Origin of the sequence: Enterococcus sp. HMSC076E04, assembly GCF_001814285.1 — a bacterium.
GTDB lineage: Bacteria > Bacillota > Bacilli > Lactobacillales > Enterococcaceae > Enterococcus_B > Enterococcus_B lactis.
Genome location: NZ_KV815628.1, coordinates 43,200 through 64,929 on the forward strand (window position 1 = coordinate 43,200; position 21,730 = coordinate 64,929).

Annotated in this window: 19 protein-coding genes and 1 pseudogene; 15 read left to right on the forward strand and 5 right to left on the reverse strand. The window is 36.8% G+C overall.

Annotation, left to right across the window (positions count from 1 at the left end; genetic code table 11):
• Positions 1 to 94: 94 nt before the first annotated feature.
• From HMPREF2961_RS15830 to HMPREF2961_RS11490, 4 genes are all read left to right on the forward strand, one after another.
• The gene (locus HMPREF2961_RS15830; protein WP_237539392.1) at positions 95 to 1,114 is read left to right on the forward strand and encodes an Ig-like domain-containing protein; all 1,020 of its coding nucleotides are present in this window, start codon (positions 95 to 97) and stop codon (positions 1,112 to 1,114) included.
• Between the two features lie 2 nt (positions 1,115 to 1,116).
• Positions 1,117 to 3,207: an N-acetylmuramoyl-L-alanine amidase gene (locus HMPREF2961_RS11480; RefSeq protein WP_002315316.1), complete on the forward strand. Its 2,091-nt coding sequence runs from the start codon at positions 1,117 to 1,119 to the stop codon at positions 3,205 to 3,207.
• A 243-nt stretch (positions 3,208 to 3,450) separates the two neighbouring features.
• On the forward strand, positions 3,451 to 4,116 hold the full coding sequence (locus tag HMPREF2961_RS11485) for a potassium channel family protein (protein WP_002315315.1): 666 nt from the start codon (positions 3,451 to 3,453) through the stop codon (positions 4,114 to 4,116).
• A 16-nt stretch (positions 4,117 to 4,132) separates the two neighbouring features.
• Entirely contained in the window at positions 4,133 to 4,426 is a 294-nt protein-coding gene (locus HMPREF2961_RS11490; RefSeq protein ID WP_002292868.1) for a HesB/YadR/YfhF family protein, read from the forward strand.
• Positions 4,427 to 4,485: 59 nt separating this feature from the next.
• Here HMPREF2961_RS11490 and HMPREF2961_RS11495 read toward each other — a convergent pair whose 3' ends face one another.
• Positions 4,486 to 5,433 (reverse strand): phosphoglycerate dehydrogenase, encoded by a 948-nt coding sequence (locus HMPREF2961_RS11495; RefSeq protein ID WP_002315314.1) that lies wholly within the window; start codon positions 5,431 to 5,433, stop codon positions 4,486 to 4,488.
• 218 nt (positions 5,434 to 5,651) lie between these two features.
• On the reverse strand, positions 5,652 to 6,455 hold the full coding sequence (locus tag HMPREF2961_RS11500; protein WP_002315313.1) for a DUF1189 domain-containing protein: 804 nt from the start codon (positions 6,453 to 6,455) through the stop codon (positions 5,652 to 5,654).
• A 145-nt stretch (positions 6,456 to 6,600) separates the two neighbouring features.
• Between HMPREF2961_RS11500 and HMPREF2961_RS11505 the strand changes: the two are divergent.
• The 4 genes and pseudogenes from HMPREF2961_RS11505 (at position 6,601) to HMPREF2961_RS11520 (ending at position 9,057) form a co-directional block, all read left to right on the forward strand.
• A pseudogene (locus HMPREF2961_RS11505) lies at positions 6,601 to 7,514 on the forward strand (cation diffusion facilitator family transporter).
• Positions 7,515 to 7,561: 47 nt separating this feature from the next.
• Positions 7,562 to 8,032: a GtrA family protein gene (locus tag HMPREF2961_RS11510; protein WP_002310319.1), complete on the forward strand. Its 471-nt coding sequence runs from the start codon at positions 7,562 to 7,564 to the stop codon at positions 8,030 to 8,032.
• Between the two features lie 82 nt (positions 8,033 to 8,114).
• Entirely contained in the window at positions 8,115 to 8,723 is a 609-nt protein-coding gene (locus HMPREF2961_RS11515; RefSeq protein ID WP_002315311.1) for a superoxide dismutase, read from the forward strand.
• A 133-nt stretch (positions 8,724 to 8,856) separates the two neighbouring features.
• A complete protein-coding gene (locus HMPREF2961_RS11520) occupies positions 8,857 to 9,057 on the forward strand; it encodes a cold-shock protein (protein WP_002292860.1) in 201 nt (66 codons plus the stop codon).
• Positions 9,058 to 9,106: 49 nt separating this feature from the next.
• Here HMPREF2961_RS11520 and HMPREF2961_RS11525 read toward each other — a convergent pair whose 3' ends face one another.
• On the reverse strand, positions 9,107 to 9,769 hold the full coding sequence (locus HMPREF2961_RS11525; protein ID WP_002314195.1) for a hypothetical protein: 663 nt from the start codon (positions 9,767 to 9,769) through the stop codon (positions 9,107 to 9,109).
• On the reverse strand, positions 9,770 to 10,555 hold the full coding sequence (locus tag HMPREF2961_RS11530) for an AcpB/EbpR/MafR family transcriptional regulator (protein WP_002315310.1): 786 nt from the start codon (positions 10,553 to 10,555) through the stop codon (positions 9,770 to 9,772). It lies immediately after the preceding gene.
• Positions 10,556 to 11,091: 536 nt separating this feature from the next.
• Between HMPREF2961_RS11530 and HMPREF2961_RS11535 the strand changes: the two genes are divergently transcribed.
• The 5 genes from HMPREF2961_RS11535 to HMPREF2961_RS11555 all read left to right on the forward strand — a co-directional run bounded on the left by HMPREF2961_RS11535 (position 11,092) and on the right by HMPREF2961_RS11555 (position 18,436).
• The gene (locus tag HMPREF2961_RS11535; protein ID WP_070704817.1) at positions 11,092 to 13,269 is read left to right on the forward strand and encodes an adhesive domain-containing protein; all 2,178 of its coding nucleotides are present in this window, start codon (positions 11,092 to 11,094) and stop codon (positions 13,267 to 13,269) included.
• Positions 13,270 to 13,399: 130 nt separating this feature from the next.
• Positions 13,400 to 15,079 (forward strand): hypothetical protein, encoded by a 1,680-nt coding sequence (locus HMPREF2961_RS11540; protein ID WP_024635872.1) that lies wholly within the window; start codon positions 13,400 to 13,402, stop codon positions 15,077 to 15,079.
• 5 nt (positions 15,080 to 15,084) lie between these two features.
• Positions 15,085 to 15,324, forward strand: coding sequence for a hypothetical protein (locus HMPREF2961_RS11545; RefSeq protein WP_024635873.1), 240 nt, complete (start codon positions 15,085 to 15,087; stop codon positions 15,322 to 15,324).
• A 37-nt stretch (positions 15,325 to 15,361) separates the two neighbouring features.
• Entirely contained in the window at positions 15,362 to 16,852 is a 1,491-nt protein-coding gene (locus HMPREF2961_RS11550; protein ID WP_002315305.1) for a Mur ligase family protein, read from the forward strand.
• A 357-nt stretch (positions 16,853 to 17,209) separates the two neighbouring features.
• Positions 17,210 to 18,436, forward strand: a complete 1,227-nt coding sequence (locus tag HMPREF2961_RS11555; protein WP_024635874.1) for an LCP family glycopolymer transferase — start codon at positions 17,210 to 17,212, stop codon at positions 18,434 to 18,436.
• Between the two features lie 117 nt (positions 18,437 to 18,553).
• Here HMPREF2961_RS11555 and HMPREF2961_RS11560 read toward each other — a convergent pair whose 3' ends face one another.
• Positions 18,554 to 19,024 carry a TspO/MBR family protein gene (locus HMPREF2961_RS11560; protein WP_002310332.1) on the reverse strand — a complete coding sequence of 157 codons (471 nt, stop codon included), beginning with the start codon at positions 19,022 to 19,024 and terminating at the stop codon, positions 18,554 to 18,556.
• Between the two features lie 276 nt (positions 19,025 to 19,300).
• Between HMPREF2961_RS11560 and HMPREF2961_RS11565 the strand changes: the two genes are divergently transcribed.
• On the forward strand, positions 19,301 to 20,848 hold the full coding sequence (locus tag HMPREF2961_RS11565; protein ID WP_070704820.1) for a fibronectin type III domain-containing protein: 1,548 nt from the start codon (positions 19,301 to 19,303) through the stop codon (positions 20,846 to 20,848).
• A 157-nt stretch (positions 20,849 to 21,005) separates the two neighbouring features.
• Positions 21,006 to 21,584 (forward strand): lytic polysaccharide monooxygenase auxiliary activity family 9 protein, encoded by a 579-nt coding sequence (locus HMPREF2961_RS11570; RefSeq protein WP_002315302.1) that lies wholly within the window; start codon positions 21,006 to 21,008, stop codon positions 21,582 to 21,584.
• The last annotated feature ends 146 nt before the right edge of the window (positions 21,585 to 21,730 follow it).

Genomic DNA, 21,730 nt, shown 5'->3' on the forward strand with positions numbered 1-21,730 from the left:
TTCTGTTCACCAACTGTTCATTTTTCTTTTTTTATAGTTTAATAGTAATAGGAGAAATTTTTATCCGAAAAGCGAAAGAACATGGGAGGAAATTATGAAGAAAAAGTGGATAGGACTATTCTTAAGCCTGTTGTTATTGACAGGATCAATTGCGCCAAATGCTTATGCTGTTACTCAAAGCAGCACTTCTGATGAGCTAAAAATGGAACATACAACAGAGACTTCCACACAACCAATGAGTGAGTCGACGCCCCATGAAAGCACAAACGACTCCTTGCCACAGGACTCAGCTAAGGAAGAAGACTCGGGAGAATATTCAGAAAATAATGAAATAACAGAAAAAATAGAAATCAATAAAAGTAATTTTCCTGATAATCATTTTCGAAATTGGTTGTTGGAAATGGTTGATACAGATAAAGATGGTTACTTATCAAATGAATTATTGGAAGTAACACAGTTAAACTTGGAAGGGTTACAGATACAGACACTAGAGGGAGTCAATTTCTTTAAAAATTTAACGAAGATCGAAGTACAAAACAATGAGCTGAAAGAATTAGATGTACACGAATTAAAGAAATTAGCGTATTTAGATGTTTCATCTAACCAACTTTCAAAAATTGATCTTTCCCAAAATAGCGAATTAACGTATTTTAAGGGAGAAAATCAAACGGTTACAAGTATTGCAAACAAAATGGATAATAAATGGGAAATAAATGATGAGACGCTGAAACCAGAGAAAGAACAAACGACTTTAGAAACAGAAAAATGGCAGTATGATGGGAGTCACTTTTATTCAAGCGAACAGACTCCATTAAGCTATATCTATGAAGTAGATTTTTCAGACGACGCAGTATTAGAAGAGGCAGCAGAAAAAACATTGACAGTAAAAGTGATGGTCGAATATATGGAACCAGAACAAAAAGAGGCTGATTCTATCGTACCTGATTCATCATCTATAGTATTGAAGAAAGGAGAAACAAAACAACTTGAGTACACGAGTGTCCCCGATGGAAGTATCATATCGGATCCGTTATGGGAATCTTCTGACCCATCAGTAATAGAAGTAGATGAGAACGGTAAAGTAACAGCAAAAGAAGCTGGGAAGCTAAGGTAGAGTTGAAGAACGCTGAAAAAGTCCTCGGTGAATTCACGGTCATTGTAGAAGCTGAAAAAAATGAATCTCAGACAAAAGAAACAGCACAAACTTCTGACGAAACCACAGGTCGTTCACCAATTTATAGACGAAGTGCGTTAGCTGCGACTCCTACGATCACCTATCAAACACATGTACAAGATATTGGTTGGCAAACACCAACTGCTAATGGAGAAGTTGCTGGAACAACTGGACAGAAAAAAAGGATAGAGGCTATTAGAATTCAAGTGAACAACAGTTCATTAAATGGTGACATTGAATATAGCAGTCATATTCAAGGACAAGGATGGCAATCATATATTAGAAATGGTGGTAACTCTGGTACAACGGGAAATTCACTTCGTATGGAAGCTATACGTATTCGTTTAACAGGTCAGTTAAGTCAATATTATGATGTTTATTATCGTGTTCATTCAGCAAATTTTGGCTGGTTAGGATGGACAAAAAATGGTGGTGAGGCAGGTAGTACTGATTTTTCTTATGCCATGGAAGCAATTCAAATACAATTAATGGGTAAAAATATGGATGGTCCAGTAATTAGCACAGCTTATTATGATAAAAATACCTTAGATTTGCCAAATGTAAATTATCAAACACATAGTCAATCCATTGGATGGCAGTCCTATCAAACAAATGGTGCAACAGCAGGTACTGTTGGCCAAGGTTTAAGAATAGAAGCAATAAGAATAAGCATCTCTGGTAATAAGATACCTGGTTCTATTGAGTATAATAGTCATATTCAAAGTGTTGGATGGCAGGGGTATGTTAAGAGCGGTGAAATATCAGGAACTACTAATCAGAAGCTAAGAACAGAGGTTATACGTATTCGCTTAACAGGAGAACTAAGTAGGTTTTATGATATTTATTATCGCGTTCATTCTGCTTATTTTGGTTGGTTAGGGTGGACCAAAAATGGCGAAGAGGCAGGTAGTTCAGGATTTGGTTTTGCGATGGAAGCAATGCAAGTTAAGTTAGTACCTAAAGGACAAACAGCTCCTCCAATTGGTATTGCCTATTATGATCAAGGAAAAATTACAATTCCGACTTTAAATTATCAAACACACAATCAATCAATTGGCTGGCAAAATAGCCAAACGAATGGATTAACCGCAGGTACAGTTGGCAAAGGACTTAGAATGGAAGCAATTCGTTTAAATATTTCGAATACATCATTTTCAGGAAATATAGAATATAGTAGCCATGTTCGTTCAATTGGCTGGCAAAATTACGTTAGTAACAACAATATTTCGGGAACAACAAATCAAAAATTGAGAATGGAAGCAATCCGTATTCGCTTAACTGGTCAATTAAATCATATTTATGATATTTATTATCGTGTTCACTCGGCAAGTCTTGGCTGGTTAGATTGGGCAAAAAATGATCAATATGCTGGAACAACTGGCTTAAGTTTACAAATGGAAGCAATCCAAGTCGTAATTGTCAAAAAAGGTGCAGCAGCCCCTGGACCAACGACGAATCCTTATCAGACATCTATTAATCATCTATTTGTGATGGGACATGGAGTCAATGATCCTGGAGCTTCTTATAATGGTGTCAATGAGCGTGATTTTACTAGAGGAGAATTGATGCCTCATTTACAAAGATGGGCTGCTCGTTTAACGAGGAATCGGATCACTTTTTATAATACAGTTGCAGATATGTATCAAGATTCTCAACGTATGCAAGGTGCATATACGATTAGCAGTTCATTTTCTTCTGTATCAGAATTTCATTTAGACAGTGGCGTCATTGGGGTTAGCACGGGCGGTCATGTAATCGCTCATCGTAATGGGAACTCATTGACTGCACAAAATTATGCAATCGCCAATGTCATACGAAATTATGTAGGTCTTTGGGGATCGGTACAAAACACAGGAGGGATCAATCTGCGAGCCGACTTACTAAACATGAATGTATTGCAATCAAGAGGGATACCTTACCGTTTAGCTGAGTCAGGCTTCATAACGAATACAAATGATGTAGCAAATATCCGAAATAATATCGACATGATTGCCAAAGGAATTGTAGAGAGTGTGACTGGCGAAAAATTATAGTGAAACAAACTATACAAGAAAGATAGTGGGGAAAGTTTGGGACTGTGACAAAAGTCGTGTCGCAGTCCCTTTTTCCGAATAAACGGTATTCAAGAGACTGCTATCGGTAATAAGGCGCGATTTTGTCGTCGCTCAAGGTTGAACGTCTCTTTTACAACCTCTTTTTCCGCAAAAGAATGCTTGCTTTTGTTTTTGTAAAGGCTTTGTTATACTGAGAAAAGAAGATACTAAAGGAGGAAAACGGTGAAACAAAATTTTGCAATTGTAGGTCTTGGACGATTTGGCGGAAGTATCTGCCGAACACTGATCGAAGCTGGTCAAGAAGTACTGGCTATTGATAGTAATGAAGATCGGGTCAATGAATATATGAATATAGCCACTCATGCTGTTGTGGCAAATGCACAGGATGAAATGACACTTCGATCATTAGGCATAAGAAATTTCGATCATGTAATTGTCGCTATTGGAGAAGATATTCAAGCCAGTATCTTAGTTACTCTGATGGTAAAGGAAATGGGCGTACCAAATATTTTAGCAAAAGCCCAAAATGAGTATCATGCCAGAGTACTTGAAAAGATCGGAGCTGATCGCGTCGTCCATCCCGAGCGAGACATGGGAATACGGATTGCGCATAATTTAGTATCAAAGAATATTTTAGATTACCTAGAGTTATCAGATAAATATTCTTTAGCAGAAATCCGAGTATCCAATCCTAGATTTTTCAATAAAACATTATCTGAATTAAATTTTAGACAACGTTTTGACTTAACAGTAGTTGCAATTCGCAGAGTAGATCAAACGGTGATCGCTTCACCTGCAGCAGATGAATACGTTCGTGAAAACGATAATCTGCTAGTGATTGGTGAGACAGGCGATGTGGATATTTTAGACGATAAGATGAATCAATAGAAAGCAGGTTGTTAGGATGGAATTAACAGTAACGCCAAAAGCACAAAAATGGTTTGAATCAGAAATCGATCTGCCAGAAACTTACGGAATACGTTTTTTTGGAAAAGTCTACGGCAAAACAGAAGTTCATGATGGTTTTTCGATTGGGATGTCAGTGGAACAGCCTGAACATCCTGTCAAGAAAGTGGAAATAGATGGGACACTGTTTTTTATTGAGGATGCAGATGAATGGTTTTTTAAAGGATATGATTTACTTGTAGATTATGATCCAAAACTAGAAGAACCAACCTATCACTTTAAAAAACAATAGAAGCAAGAGGGTGTGACAAGTTGTCACACCCTCTTGCTTAAAATAGGCTGATTCAGCTATCAATATCCTGCAGACAATTTGACTTGATTGGTTTGAAGGTCATGAGTAGCAAGGTAGCTTTTTAGATTAGTTAAAAAAATAGACATTAATTTCTTTTGAAAATCAGGTGTCAAACCTGCAATATGGGACGTGATCAGTACATTGTCCATTTTCCAAAGAGGATGATTTTGTGGTAGAGGCTCCTCCTCAAAAACGTCTAATGCTGCAAAGGAAAGTTGCTGCTTGTTTAATGCTTGTATCAAATCTTGCGTTTTAACAGAAGCGCCACGACCGACATTGATAAATACAGCTTTTGAATCAAAGTGTTCAAATATGTGTTGATCAAAGAGTCCAGTTGTTTCCTCCGTTAGAGGTAAGATATTGACGACGAAATCTACTTCAGGAAGAACTTCCTGAAGTTGCTTTAAAGAAAAAGTTTTTTCCATTCCTTCTGCTGGATGACCGGATGTATTGATTCCATAGCAAATCATATCCAATGCTTTGACTTTCTTTGCAATCATTTTTCCAATATGGCCAGTTCCAATGATTAATATTTTTTTCCCTTGGATAGGTTGGTAATGGATTGAGGAACCTAACCATTTCATTTCACTCTGTGCCCTTTGTGCTTGGAAAAGACCGCGAGAATAACCTAGAATGATTCCTAATACGTGCTCGGTGATCGATTCACTGTGGATACCACTTCCATTTGAAAGTAAGATATGTTTTTTTGAAAATGCTTCAAGTGGGAGTTGATCAACTCCCGCTGAGATAGACTGTACCCATTTCAAGTTAGAAGAGGCTAATAGTTTTTCTTGATAGTTTGAGTTCCAACCCAAACTGATTTCTACATTTGGTAGATCTTCTGGTTGTAATTCTGTCTTGAAGACATAACCAGGCGCTATAGTATGGATTTCTTCGATAAATTCGTCACGAAATGGACGATCTGCGTAAATGATTCTTTCTGACATAGTTAATTACCCGCCTTTCTTTACTTTAAGTGTAGCGCATATAAGAAGAACTTTGAAGTGCCATGCTTTTTTAGAAATTAATATTGTATAAATAAAAAAGAGTTGTGACAAAAGATGTGTCACAACTCTTTTTCCGAATAAACGGTGTTCCAGAAGTAGCTTCTGCCACAACCTCTAAAAGAGTTTATTGAAGTTGAAATAATAAGTTGTCTGTATTTCTAACTGATCGATATTTTTGACCATCCTTTGACAGCTTGAGCAAAAATAAAGATACCTGCAAAAGCAATAAATGCACTAGTGTCAAAAGAAGGGAGAAAGATCATCAAGAGTGTTGCAATGATAGTCGGTAACGAGATTGAATAAATCAATGTCTTCAAGCAATCAAGGAAAGTAGCTTTTGTTAGTCGAAAGCGTGCATAGAGAAAAGCAGCGACATTGGCAAATAGTAAAGTGATCAGCAGATTCAAGAAACTAGGATAAATCGAAAATAGAAAGGTCAGGGCTTTTACCCAAATCGGTATAGATGCTTCACTTAAGAAGGATCGAAGCTGCTTACCTGTTAAATTTTTTAAAGATTCATTGGTGTAGGGAAGTTCTAACTGATTATTATTCAATAAAGCAGAGGTAGTGACTGTATTGGGAAGAGCAATGATAAGTTTGTCTTTTAACATCCCGACACTAACGAAATTTCCCATCAAATCAGTAGAGATGTCTTGTTCTGTACGTTTTCCCTCTGGATCAAATGTAAAGATAATGGAGTTTGTTTGGTAAATGAAACCTTCTTTTTCTTTTGTTTGAAGCTGTCCGCTTTGGACTGTAAAATCAGGAATGCGGGTAGCAATCTTTTGTCCATCCAATTGAATGTTATTTAAGACTTGAAAAACTTGGAAAGAGATTGGCAGAGCCATAATTACACTCAAAACCAGAAGATAGACAATAGCTTTCCAAAATGGAACGTTTCTCGCCTCCTTAAGGTCTTTGAATCGTATAAAGGAACTGATAATTAATTGTTTTGTTGTCATAAGTACTCCTCATCTAGTAGTGTCATCACTTGCAATTCTAGCGAAGTATCAAGTGAAATACAAGTGCTTTAAGGAAACATCTGAATGATTGGTGAAATATCAAAAAAATGTTATTCTTGATTTAAGATTAACCAATACAAATAAAATGGAGGAACGAATCGTGCATACACAGCCACAGAGATCATCAAAAAAGCTATTTGGGGTAGTGGTGCTGAATGCGGTGATCACTTTATCAGAATTTATTGGAGGGATTGCGTCGGGAAGTTTATCTCTTGTTTCAGATGCTTTTCATAACCTTAGTGATACATTAGCAATCATTTTTTCTTATGGAGCACAAAAAATGGCCCAAAAAGAAGCAAATGAAAAGCATACGTATGGCTACCAACGTTTAGAAATATTGAGTGCGTTCATCAACTCATTCATACTGATCATATTATCCTTGTTTTTAGCTGCTGAAGCATTCAAACGGTTCAATTCCCCTGAAAAGATAAATAGTCATTTGATGCTGATAGTAGCAGTTATCGGATTGCTCGCGAATTTGTTTTCGACGTTATTGTTGAGACAAGAAGCAGACGAAAGTTTGAATATAAAATCTAGTTATCTGCATTTGTTAAGCGATACACTGTCCTCGATAAGTGTGATTATCGGAGCAGTTTTGATTCGATTTTTCGGTATCTATTGGATTGATCCAGTTATTACATTGATCATTTCGATATATATATTGTTAGAAGCAATAATAGTGATTAAAAAAGCTGCGGCTATTTTGATACAAAGTGCACCTACAATCGACTATGAAAAAATGGAGCAAGAAATCAAAGCAATCGAAGGGGTAAAAGATGTTCATCATGTCCATATTTGGCAGTATAGCGAAAAGATTATTATTTTCGACGGACATATTGATTTTGAAGATCAGCTGCTAAGCGAGATTGAAAAGGCTTATCCGCGTATAACTTCTTTATTAAAATTAAAGTATGGGATTACACATGTAACGATCCAAGCAGAGACACATGTAAAAGACCAAAAAAATTAATTTTTTTAAATAAAGATGAAAGTTACTGAAAAATAGAGTATGATAAATAAGAATTTCTAATAAGGTAGGTTGGCTCATGAAGCAGTATCGACAAATAAAAGGATATTTAGAAGCAAAGGGATATTGGGAGATACTGGTTTATCTCTTTTTTGGTGGTTTGGCTACGATTGTGAACTTTGTTAGTTTTGCCCTCGCACGCCAATATTTTGATTTAAGTATGGCTCTGTCCAATTCTATTTCATGGTTTTGTTCTGTATTGTTTGCTTTTGTGACGAACAAACTTTGGGTATTCCATTCAAAATCACCGAATTTTACACATGCACTTATTGAATGTGGTAAGTTCTTCTTTTACCGCATCCTTTCTTACGGGTTGGACATGGGAGCAATGGTGTTATTAATCAATGTCATGAACAGCAATGAATATGTGGCAAAAATTATCACTCAAATTATTGTTATCCTAGCTAATTACATTTTCAGCAAGTTGTTCATTTTCAAAGAAACTGAGGTTTTTGAAGAAGAAGTAGGCCAAGGAGAAAAAGACGACTAGGCATAACTATTGAAGAATTTCCTTCTCTTTGTTATTCTTTGTAATGTAGACATTATAAAGAAAACATTGAGGAGGAATTTTTATGACTTACACATTACCAGATTTACCTTATGCATATGACGCATTGGAACCTTATATTGATGAAGAAACGATGCACCTGCATCATGACAAGCATCACAATACTTACGTAACGAATTTAAATGCAGCAATCGAAAAATATCCAGAATTAGGCGAAAAAACAATAGAAGAATTATTATCTGATATGGATGCTGTTCCAACAGATATCAAAACAGCTGTACGCAACAATGGTGGTGGACATGCTAACCATTCATTTTTCTGGGAAATCATGGCACCGAATGCGGGTGGTGAACCTACTGGGGCAATAAAAGAAGCAATTAATGAAGCTTTTGGCGATTTTTCTTCTTTTAAAGAAGAATTCAAAAAAGCAGCAGCTGGACGTTTTGGTTCTGGTTGGGCTTGGCTTGTACTGGAAAATGGGAAATTAGCTATTACCTCTACTGCAAATCAAGATTCTCCATTGATGGAAGGTAAGACACCAATTCTAGGTTTAGATGTTTGGGAACATGCTTACTATTTGAAATATAAAAATGTACGTCCAGACTACATTGCAGCATTTTGGAATGTTATTAATTGGGACGAAGTAAACAAACGTTTCGAAGCAGCAAAATAACTATTTTCTCCATCATATCAGTCTTAAAAATAATTTGGAAAATAAACGAGCGAAAGCTTGCGAGCGTTTTCTAAATTGGGTATAATGTTCTTGCAAGGTTACTTGCAAGAACTTTTTTGGAGGCTATACATTTATGGAACACGGAACAGTTAAATGGTTCAACAATGAAAAAGGATTTGGGTTTATTACAGTAGATGGCGGAGATGACGTATTTGTTCATTTCTCAGCAATTCAAGGAGACGGCTTCAAGAGCCTAGAAGAAGGCCAAGAAGTAGAATTTACGATTGTTGAAGGTGCGCGCGGTCCTCAAGCTGCTGAAGTGACTAAATTATAATAATTTGTTGGATAAAGACACGACTTCTTAGGGAGTCGTGTCTTTTTGTCTATTCAAGAAGTTTTTTGATTTCTTGACTAAGTAAATAGATTTGTTCACTAGACATTTCATAACTAATTGTCAAGCAAGGTACATCTTCTTCATAAGTAACGGTTTTTAAAGAAGTATCAGTTGTTCGGATGATCAATTCCGGCTTAAATAAAAGGTCGTTAGTAAACACAACATTTAAATACATACTCAGCTGTTCTTGAAGAATTTCCATATATGCTAACTCCAAACCAATCGGAAGGTCACTCTCAAATTTGATTTTGATTTCTTTATTAAAGTAAGTAGGAGAAATGATCAACATGAACGCTTCTGCTAAATTCCAAGAATGCAACCAATCAAGTTCCTCAGATTCGTTTTTAAATTGTTCCGTCAATCGGTTGATTTCTCGGTGGAATGCCGGATAACTCATCTCGATAAAAGAGGTAATTTCATGTTTGACGATCGAAAATTGAGGAAATAGCAATCCATGCATCCCATTTGCGAGCAGTGTGCTGTTCAACAGCGACTTTTTTGAATGGATTTGGGCAGACTTGAATCGATTGGAGTGAATATAAGAATAAAAACTAGTCTGCAGTTGTTTTACAGGAGTCGCAATTTTTGTATGGATACGCAAAGCAGTTTGCAGATAGTCCTCTTTCAAATAAAAAGCAGCCCGAGATTGCATCTAAAGAAACAAGAACATGCTATCTGTCAGACTGAAACGCATACGTTTATAATTCGTTGTTAACTCTTCAGCCATTTTTTCAAAGCCATTCCAAAGGTCGAGTGAAAAATTAGGTAACTCTTTTGCTGGAATAACGTGTCCTTGTTGAGAACGAAGATAAGTAACAGCTAGTATAAAGGACCATTCGATCATTTTTATCTTATTTGGTTTTTGATGAACGATAGCAAAAGAATCCTCCACTTCTGAAAATAATTGATGAAACTCTATTGAAGCAAAAGGCCATTCAACACTGCGATAGGATGGCCATAGTATCAAATAAATCAAATAACGAATTTGCATCTCACTTCCTTTGAAATACATCTCGCCTTTTTTTGTTTTGATCTGCAGTTGATATTTTTTTAGTATCTGATTGATGCGAGTAATGTGCCGCCGAAGGATGGATTCACTGATATTATTATCTTCAGAGAATTCCGCAATCGTTACTTTCGAGTCAAGGCATAAATTTTTCAATAGATGAAAAATAGGCGAGCGCTTCAAAATGGAAAGAATCAATTCTTGAAAATCCGAATTGGTACCTAAAAATAAATAATTACGTCCTTCCTTTCTGAACTGATCGCTAATGGAGAGGGTGCGTACTTGTTCACAATAATTTTGTACAGAACGTTTGTCACAAGCAGTGAATTCAGCTAATTGTTCGATAGACCAAATTTTATTGGAATGATAGATGGTATCAAGAATAGTAATCTGTAAACGTGTGGTCTTTTCCAATAATGAATAAAAATCCATGAATTTTAGTTCCTCCAATCAATAATTAGTACTTAAGTTATCTTGATATTAAAAAATAATGTTATTTTTAACAAAAAATGTATGCAGAAAAAACAATTTATAATAAAAAAAGTTTGTTATATGAAAAGCTATACCTTTAGTTTGATAAACGAAATATTGATTTTTGTGTTATTTTATTTATTTTTGAATAAATTTACTTCAAAAAAGATAAAAATATTTTTTATTCTTTTATACTTAATTTCATTATAATTCATCTCATAAAAAAAGCATAATTTTATACTAAAAATATAAAATCGATTATTTTGTACTTTATTTTCGTGAAAACCGGATAGTTATTTAAAAAAAGATTAAAACTTAATAATAGATTTATCATTGAGATGTTGTTAAACTTCCTCTGACTTAAGTTGAAAACAAAATCTGCACAAAAAGATATCTTTTTGATTAAAAAATGATAGCTAAGGGGTGTTGTAATCTTTTCTTTTTTATAACGATCAAAAATTTGGGGATGAACGATAGAAGGGTGACAGGAGGAAAAAATGAAAAAGGATTATAAAAAAAGTATGAACCAGAAGGCACGGGCAAAAAGTAGATCGAAAAAAATCTTGCTTGCCGGTACATCCATTGCAGCTGGTGTGATGTTAGGGATCACACCAATCTCAATGGCTACGCCATTATTTACTATTGGTTCTCAACAAGTACATGCAGATGTAATCAGTGGGCAACTGTTTAACAATTTAAGTACAACGAATACTAGTGGGACTACAGCTGCTGCCCCATTTCTTCTTCAGGGGGCGAGTCGGGATGTTGATTTTGTTATATCAGCGAATAGTGGTATTGATGTTAGCGTGATTAATGGAACGCGTCGTGCTGTCTTAGCTATTCCAGAAGAAATGCAAGGATTGGTCACTCCGAATGGAACTGGTACTTTCTACACAGATATTTTGCTTCCAGTAAATAGTTTAGCACCTCTATTAAATATTGTAGATGGAGCGGTGACTACTTTGGTAGGAGCAGTAGAAGATTTGATTAATTTGAATCCTTTAGCTACAGTGAACCTTTCGGAAGTTTATGAACAACTTGCTTTATTGAATAATCTAAGTACACTGACTTCTGCTGAAGTAGAATTGCAGCTTCAAATGCAAGGGGATGAATACATCTACGGAGAGCTAGACGGTGCCTTGGAAACCGTGATACGAGAAAATTTAAGTAATATATTGAACGGAATCAATAATGCAGTTCAAGCAATCGAGGCAACTTCAATTGGAGGGCTTCTTGGAGATGCAGCGGCCGGAACAATCAATACTGCTTTAGCAGTTACAGTCAAGCCAGCGTTCAATCTTACGTTTAATACCGCTTTGGCATTGGTGAATGTCGGTTCTTCTTTCCTTGGTAATCTTGCTGATGCAAGTATTTTGGGTGAAACGACTGTTACTATACCGACAACGATCCAAGATCCTACTTATGCAGACTTAACAAATGCAGGTGTCGACATGACTGTTCCTTATGAAGCAGGATTTATCGGTACCATTCTTAAATCAGACATTCTATCGATCTCTATTGCTTCGAATGTTGATGGCTATTCTCCAGTGTTTTATGCAGCTGAAGAAGTCACTGCTCCTTATAACGTAGAAGTTACAGGTAATTCTACTGATGGTTATGAGGTGACTGGGATGGCAGATCCCAATGCCACAGTTCGTATTTATGATGACGAAGGAAATATGATTGCAGAGGGACAAGCAGATGAAAATGGTAATTTTGCTATTCCAGTCTCGGCAGAAGATGTTGTGCCCTTAGAACAGATCCAATTGATTGCTTATGATGAAAATGGTGTAGCAAGTGCGCCAACAGCAGCAATTATTCCAGATGATGATGAAGGAGATGCTGACGCGGATGCTGATGCTGATGCCGACGCGGATGCCGATGCCGACGCGGATGCCGATGCTGACGCTGATGCGGATGCTGACGCTGATGCGGATGCTGATGCTGACGCCGACGCGGATGCCGATGCCGATGCCGACGCTGACGCTGACGCGGATGCCGACGCTGACGCAGATGCCGATGCCGATGCCGATGCTGATGCGGATGCGGACGCGGATGCGGACGCCGATGCTGATGCCGACGCGGATGCTGACGCGGATGCCGATGCCGATGCCGATGCCGATGCTGACGCGGATGCTGATGCGGACGCTGATGCTGATGCCGATGCGGATGCCGATGCCGATGCCGATGCTGATGCTGACGCGGATGCCGATGCCGATGCCGATGCTGATGCGGACGCTGATGCGGATGCCGATGCTGACGCAGATGCCGATGCTGACGCGGATGCTGACGCGGATGCGGATGCTGACGCTGACGCTGACGCGGATGCTGATGCGGATGCTGACGCGGATGCGGATGCTGACGCGGATGCAGATGCAGATGCTGACGCGGATGCCGATGCTGACGCCGACGCTGACGCCGATGCTGATGCTGACGCCGATGCTGACGCTGATGTTAATCATCCAATGGGAGACATACATTCTCATGATCGAGATCCAGGCCAGATGCCAATAAGACATGGTCATTCAAATACACCAAAACCAAGTACTACAGGTGGTTCTACACCGAAATCCTTGCCAAAAACTGCTGAGACACTTCATAGTTCACTTTCTTGGTTAGGAGCAGCTCTGTCTACACTATCTGGTTTAGGAATTTGGAAAATCAAAAAAAAATAAAAAAACAGATAACAATGAATAATTAAGAAAGAAGCCGTTGCGGCAAGCAGTTCCGTATCTATGATTTTTTGATAAAAACGGATGTTCAGATTTTGTTTGCCGCAACTTCTTTTTAATATGAGGTGATTGAGTGCTAGTTAAGACAAAAGAAAGCTATTTGCCAGCAATCAAAGAAATGATAGAAACAATTGAAACAAATGTATCAAAACAATTGTTGATCGTCTCTACAGGAGATTTTACGAATAGAGGAAAGATCTTTGAATTCTACGGCAGTAATTTTGATATGATTTGGCGGAATTTTTTGACAGCTTACCATGTCAATAAGCTGGATCAGACGACTTATTTAAGAATTGATATTGCTATTGAAGAAGAAAAAACCAACTATGAACAGTTTATACAGCGCTTAAAAAAAATCAGAAGAAATAATTACATTGATTTCAATGTGAGAATCGATGGGTTGAGAAAAAGAAGTTTTTTAAAAGAAGAACTGGTAGCAAATGCGATCATCAAACCTAGTAAAACACATAAAGTTGGGAAGAATCTTCCTGATTTAAGAATCGACGCTCAAAATTACCGCAGTTATGTGAAACGCAAGTATGGTCGTGAAGAGACAGATCTCAGCTACTTGGAGCGTTCTGCGTTCTATTATTTTAAAACAAAATCTTTTTATTTTGAAGACGGTCATATTTATCCTTTGAAAGATTACGGTAATGGAAATTACTTACGGGAAGTTTCATATGAAAATTTATCAGAAATAACAGATTTAGTGATCGAAAAAGGAAGTATGTATCTACAAAACCAGCTAACTGCTACAGGGAAATTTATTTACGGATATTATCCTTGTTATAATCAACTGCTTAAAGGTTACAATTCCGTGAGACACTTTTCGTCTTTATATGCGTTAGCCGAAGCAGCAGAATACTTTTCAGATGAAAAAATGCTCTTAGATGTTGAAAAAGGTTTATCTTGGGGGATTGAAAATCTGACTTCGGAGACTGACGGTTATTTTTTAATCAAGGATTATTTAAACACAGAGATTGAATATAAGCTAGGAGCACAGGCTACAGCAATCTTAGCTTTTTCAAAATACATCCAACAAACAGGTGATGAACAATACGTTCCAATCCTAAATCGTCTGATAGAAACTGTTTCCGCTAAATTTTTAACAAATGAGCATCGAACGATTCATGTACTTAATGCACAACTAGAAACGAAAGAAAAATTTCGGATCATTTATTATGATGGTGAAATTTTATTCTCTTTGCTTCGAGCATATGAGATTTTAGGCAATAAAGAAGTTTTTGCTATATGTCAAGGTTTGATGGACCAGTTCGTAGCGAACGACTATCAAAAGTATCATGATCATTGGTTAAGTTATGCGACCAATGAAATGCTGAAACATAGCCAGACAGAAGAATATTATCGCTTCGGTATAAAAAATGCGTTAGATAATATCGACTTTATTGATAAAAGAGATACTGCTTATCCTACGATGCTGGAATTGCTTGTCGCTGCTTCAAAAATGATGAGAAAATTGGAGTTCAGCACGTGGAGAAAAACGATTTTTGCTGAAGAAACTGACTTCTATAAGGTAAAAGAAAGAATAAATACAGTAATGAAAAAAAGGGTGAGACATGAGATTACTACTGGGGTCATGTTCCCTGAATTTGCTCAATTCTTCAAAGAACCAGAAACAATAAAATATGGCTTTTTTGCACGTCATGATCGTTTTCGTATGAGGATTGATGATGCAGAGCACTTTTTATCAGGATTGATTAACTATCGAATGTATGATCAAAAGAAGGAGTGAGAAGAATGGTTGGATTCATTCGCTTTGCTGCATTAGCTGCATTTGGTGTTTTCTATTTAGGTCTTAAAATACGTCGGAAAAATGATCATAAAAATAATCTGAAAGAATCAGATTTAAGTCAATATAAGAAAAATGAAGATGGGTTGTATCCTTGGGAAGTGGATCAAGATGATTCTCCGAAAAGGATCGAACCGAATGCCTCCAGATATGTAAACCAAGCAAGGCCAAGAAGAGGCAGGTGGTAAACCATATAGAAAAAACAAGAAAAACAGGAGGAGAGTTATGACTTCTATACATTCATTATTAGTTGATATGGATGGCCATTATTTAAAGAAATATGGAGATTTAGATAGAAATATCCAAGATGTTGAATATTTCTCAGGCCACTTAAAACGAAACATGGATTATTCTGATACGATGTTTGTTTGTGTTTCGCCAGAAAGAAGGAGTTACGTCAATCGAAAGGTCGTGAGATGGCGAGATGGAAATGAACAAATCATCGGAAAAGAAAATTGGTTTGGTGTGATCGTTACTGAAAAACCAATCATGGATCCGTCAGTGACGACACCACAGTTCATCGTAGAAGACAGTTGGAAATTTTTATTGGAATTATCCGCGAAATTGCGGTCCTGTTTTGTAAATCCGGTTGTTGCGATTACCGGGTCAGCAGGGAAGACTTCTACGCGAATGATGATCACTCATTTGCTTCAAGAAGAGAAAGTTTTGGAAAACAGGGGAAACCACAACGTTCGGTTTGCTGTTCCTTTATACATGAGTAAATTACTTTCTAATCCTGATGTCTTGAATCTTGAAGTTTCTGTCAATGCTTTGAATTCATATGATACAGGGTCGATGTCTAATTTGATACAACCAGATATTGCTATTGTGACTTCAATTGGAGAAGCACATCTTAGTTCTTTAAAAAATACAAAAGGAGTAGCAGTGCATAAAGCAAAAATTTTCGAAGGCCTGAAACAAGATGGAATCGCCATCATCAATGGAGATATAGGAAAAGAAGAATTTTCAATTTTAGTAAGCGCTGCTGAGAAAAGAACCAGCAAAATAGTGGTCTATTCATTACATGATGCTTCAAGAGCTGTTTTTGTGAAACAAATCTCACAAAAAAGAGAATATTGCGAAGTCCTAGTTTCTTTTTTCGGAGAAGATATTTTATTGAAACTTGCAGTTTCTTCAGAAGGGATGATCGCTAATTCATTGGCTGCGTTGATTGTAGCAAAAGAACTGAAAAAAGAGATCTCTCCATATATAAAAAAATTTGAGACATTCAAACCACTACCTAAGATATTGGAACGTACGATTTATACATCAGAAACAGGGACAGACTTCACCTTTATTGATGATACGCATAACGCTTCATTGCCTTCCATGAAAAATGCAATCAATTACTTTGATGGGATACAACCATTTTATAAAGGAAATAAAGTCTTGATACTTGGACAAATCGCTGATTTAGGCGATTCAACAAAGCAAATCCACCGCTTTGTACAAGAGGAGTTAAACCAATCGGCTGCCACGCATATTTATGGTTATGGGGAACATTTTAAATTGCTTTTTGAAGAAGGACAGAAAATAGATGATCGGCTTCAATGGTTCGATTCACTTCAGGAATTATGCAATGATCTGGAAACAAAACTAATAGAAGACAGTTTAGTTTTAGCAAAAGGATCAGTTACTGGAAGTGATTTTCATGAAATCGGCAAATATGTGCGTCAGATCGGAAACAAGCATAATATGAAAAGTCAGACTTTATAGAAGGTATTAGGGAAACGCCATGTTAGTCTGAACAGAGTAGAGAGGAATCGTTAAAATGACGGGAAAGGAGTGTGGCAGGTCGATGTCACACTCCTATTTTTGTGAAATACCTGGTTGTTCAATTTTTCTAGCAAAAAATGCATAAAAAAAGATAAAACGGTTGTAAACTGCGTATATTCGGGCTTTCGAACTTTTTCGTGGTGTGGTATGATAGTTAAGAATTTTGAGAAAATTTTTAAAAGAACGGTTATTATACAAGAATTATTTTTTAAAGTTTTCTTATGATTAAAAAGTGAATTTGCTGATTGAACAGTTGTATGAGACAATATTTTAGAAAATGTGAGACAGAGGTGTACTATGAAGCGATGGCAAAAAGTTCTATTAACCTTATTAGGTATACTCGTTTTGCTGATAGCCGGATTATCAGCATACGGTATCAGATTTATGGGAGAAGCGAGCCAAACAGTAAACAAAATATCTAAAAACTCTAATCGAATATCTTCCAAACGTTCTGAGAAAGTAAGTATTGATGACAAAGAACCGTTTTCGGTTTTGCTATTAGGTTTAGATACCGGTGGATTAGGAAGAACAGAACAAGGGCGTTCTGATACGATGATGGTAGTAACCGTTAATCCGAAACAAAAAAAATCAACGATTATCAGTTTGGACCGAGATATTTATACGAATATCGTAGGGTATGGAACGGTAGATAAATTAAATCATGCCTATGCATTTGGCGGCGTCGAAATGGCCATGGATTCAATTGAACAACTGCTTGATATTCCTATTGATCATTATGTAACCATCAATTTGGACGGTATGGAAGATTTGATCAATGCGGTCGGCGGCATCAAAGTGAATAATAAAATCGACTTTACGTTGGATGGTGTCCATGTACCAGTAGGTGAACAAACATTGGATGGAGAAAAAGGATTAGCCTATTCCCGAATGCGACACGAAGATCCAGAAGGAGATATCGGGCGACAACGTCGTCAGCGGGAAGTAGTGACGAAAATCGTCAATAAAGTTTTAAGTTTAGATGGCGTAAGCAATTATAGAAAAATTTTAAAAGCAGTCGAAAACAATGTGACAACGGACTTGAATTGGGATGACATGCTTGATGTAGCAACGAATTACACGGCAGCATTCGAAACGATCAAACAAGACCAGTTGCAAGGTGAAGGTCAAATGATCAATGAAGTCTACTATCAGATTTTAGGACAAAACGATCTTCTTTCGATTCAAAATGAACTGAAGAAACAATTAAATATCAAAACAAGTGACACATTACCTAATTTGAAAAATGAGAATGCTTCAATGATGTTCTTTGATGATTCGGAAGATGCCGATTCGACAACCGGTGATGGATCGAATAGTGAAGGATACACTGATTATTCTTCCTATTCAGAAAACACCTATGATCAGTACCAAGATCCGAATACCTATTATCAGCAAACAGAAGATACAAGTCAGTACTATACACCAAGTCAAGATACTCAAAGTTATGATCCTTATGCTGGACAGGAACAAAATGGTTATGGTTATGACCAGAATAATGAGTATGGAACAACAAGTGGGTACTAGAAAAAAATAGTTTGGTTAATAAAGAGTGCCACCTAAATTAGACAAAACAATCTAACTTAGGTGGCACTCTTTCTATGTGTTAAATATACTTTTTAATAAGTTTTCAGTTTTTAGCACTTAGTTTAAAAAATAAATCGAATAATTCAGTAAAGTTGCGAATAGTACCCATAAATAATAAGGAATCATGAGCCACATGACTAGGCGATGATGTAGCCATAATTGATACATAAGCACTGACAAGAAAATAACCAAAAGTGTAATATCGATTGCTGCAACGAAGATATTTCTTAAATTAAAAAATAGAGCAGTCCATATGAAATTAAAAATGAACTGAATCACAAAAAGACCTACAAGGTTGTTTCGCTGTTTTTTGTTGTTGTGATTAAGCAACAAATAAAGAGAAATACCCATCAAAATATACAATAAGGTCCACATTGGTCCAAATATCCAACTAGGTGGTGCAAATGGCGGAAGTTGTAAAGAATAGTAATATTCTCCAGGATTTCCGCTAAGCAATCCTGATAAAAAGCCTAATATGACAATTCCTATAACACAAACCCAAAAACGAATATCTTTTATCATCTTCATTCTATTAACTCCTTTCTATAATAATATTTTACATGAAGAATCACAGCAATACCTGTATTTAGTTTGTGAAGTAAGAATAATGGAGAAATATTGTTATTTAAAAAAGTTAAAAATTTGTTTATATGAATCATGAATTTGAAAAAGATCGTATTAAATAATTCTCATGTTTTTTACAATTCGTTATTTTCTTATTAACTTCTGTTACAATCTATATTGTAATCGATTACATAAAAGCTTGGCTGAAGTAAAAAATTATACATAGGAAGGTTGATAAATATGAAAAGAGGTTTACTCAAAGTACTTACTGGGGCGGCACTCATCACGATGCTTTTTTCTCCTGCATTGCTGATTCAAGTACAAGAATCATCTGCAATCGAACAAACAGTAGTGACTAATCCCGATTTTGGAGTAGGACAAGGAATTGAGTGGCCAAAACAAGTAGTTGCTCCTTATGTGGATATAACTGCTTATTCTTCTGATGAAGAACTATCTAATAATGGGGCATTGAACTTAGCAGCTGTTGCTCAACAAACAGGACAGAAATTTTTTAAATTAGGTTTTTTACAGGCGAGAGGTATTAGAAATGGTCGAATTGATTGGGCTTGGGGTGGTTTTAATGGTCTAAGTGAGATTGATAATGACGAATGGCAGTATGAAGGAATCAAAAAATCTATCCGGGAATTACGTCAAAATGGCGGAGATGTAGCTGTTTCGTTTGGCGGACTGAATTCAGGAGCATTTTGGGAGGTCACTCAAAATCAAGCACTTTTATATGATGCCTATATGGAAGTTATCCAAGGCTATGGATTGACACGTGTAGACTATGATGTCGAAGCCGCTGCGATGGGATATGAAGAGAATTTGGCAAATGCAAAAGCGGTAAAGAAAGTTCAAGAAGCAACTGGTGTAGAAGTAACGTTGACCTTGCCAGTCATGGATACTGGCCTGATTTCGACCGGATTAGCAGTGTTACAAGCTTATCTGGAGGCAGGAGTGGATTTGACAAATATCAATCTAATGACGATGTGTTACGGAAGCAGTGTACCAGATTATGCCCAAGGGTCGCTTGATGCTGTGGATAATACAATGGTGCAGTTAAAAGAGTATTATCAAAGATTTATGGGAACGACTTTGACGACAGAACAAGCATATGCTAAATTAGGAACCACTCCATCAATCGGATTTGAAAGCGAAGCTCATCCATACTTTACAGCAACGATGTTCAATCGAGTTGTTCAGCATGCAAAAGAACGAAATATTGGGATGGTTTCCTACTGGTCAATGAATCGAGATTCAAAGGTCGATGGAGGACAAGGACAAGTCAATAATCGGTATGAATTTTTAAATGTGGCACAACGTTTTACAGGTGACACACCTCTTCCAGAAGACAAAGAAAAACCAACTATTCCAGAAAATTTTAAAGCAGAATTGGTGACCTCTAGGCGTGCTGCGCTAAGTTGGTCGCCTGCGACAGATAATGATTTTATTGAAAAGTATAACCTTCGATTGATTGGAAACGAAGAAGTAGTTGAAAGAAGCACAATAGATACCCGGTATACTTTTGAGAATTTAAAAGAGAATACAACTTATACAGTGGAACTTACAGCAGAAGACCGTTCTGGTAATATTTCGGACAAAACAACATTGACGTTTACAACATTAGCGGACAATGAAAGTGAATATCCAGTATGGGATCCTGAAAAAGTTTATATGGCTGGCGATCGTGTTGTATACGAAGGCATCATCTATGAAGCTAAGTACTGGACTCAAAACAATAATCCAAGTGAATCTGGAGAATGGGGACCTTGGAGACAGATTTCTTGATTCATAGGTATATATGAAAAATAAATAAAAAATGTAAACAGGAGTTTTATTTAGCTCCTGTTTCTTTTTATTTTAATATAAAATTATAAAAGCATAATGTTTGCGCTAACATAATAAAGCGTTTACAATGTGTGTATCAAATGAAGGAGGTTTCTACATGAAAAAGATTAGTACATTATTGTTTATCGGGTTAGTTAGTTTAGGGTTGTTCGGTTTCAGCATTCCAGGTTTCGCACACGGTTATATTACTTCTCCTGGAAGTCGTGCATACCTAGGAACATCAGCAGCAGGGAATCTAAACCAAAATGTCGGAAGAGCACAATGGGAACCGCAAAGTATCGAAGCTACCAAAAATACATTCATTGATGGAAAAATCGCCAGTGCAGGAGTCAGCGGATTTGAACCTTTAGACGAACAAACATCTAACAGATGGCATAAAAATATGGTCAATCCAGGAACATTGAATATTACTTGGAATTTAACAGCGCAACATCGGACAAGTACTTGGGATTACTACATTACCAAGCCAAATTGGAACCCTGATCAACCTTTGAAATTTAGCGATTTTGAATTGATCACAAAAATAGACGACAAAGCAACCGTCCCACCAAAAACAGTCAACCAAACAATCACACTTCCTCAAGACCGCAAAGGATACAATGTGATTTTAGCAGTATGGAATATCAGTGATACGACAAATGCATTCTATCAAGTGATTGACGTGAATATCCAATAATAATCAAAAGGGCTGTGACAAAAAACGTGTCACAACCCTTTTTTTGAATAAGCAGTGTTCGCCTGCCAACTCCTCGGTCACAAGTGACAATAGTCATCAAACATGAAAAGCTTTTTTTGAAATTGTTCCTTGTGACTCGGAGCTGA